Below are 221 nucleotides of genomic sequence, written 5' to 3' on the forward strand. Positions count from 1 at the left end.
CCCTCTTCGTAGAGCCTCCGCCCCCAGTCACTCTGGGGCTTCCAATTGCTCAGTTCCATCTCGATCGTCCTCCTCAACTCCGTGTCGATGAACGAAATGTATATATCCCAAATCAGATCGCCATGCTCGTGTTCCTTCGATGCCAAGGCACGCCACAACGCACGTCCCACGTCCGCGGCGATGGGTGAGTCGCGATGGGCCATGCCGGAGATGAAGGCCAG

At 58.4% G+C, this 221-nt stretch carries 1 protein-coding gene; it reads right to left on the bottom strand.

Annotated elements, in window-relative coordinates; genetic code table 11:
- Window positions 1-203, bottom strand: a 203-nt coding sequence (locus tag OEB96_RS00055) for a hypothetical protein (protein ID WP_266213329.1), incomplete at its 3' end; no start/stop codon positions are given.
- Between the last annotated feature and the right edge of the window lie 18 nt (window positions 204-221).

The organism is Paraliomyxa miuraensis (assembly GCF_026337845.1).
Classification (GTDB): domain Bacteria; phylum Myxococcota_A; class Polyangia; order Nannocystales; family Nannocystaceae; genus Paraliomyxa; species Paraliomyxa miuraensis.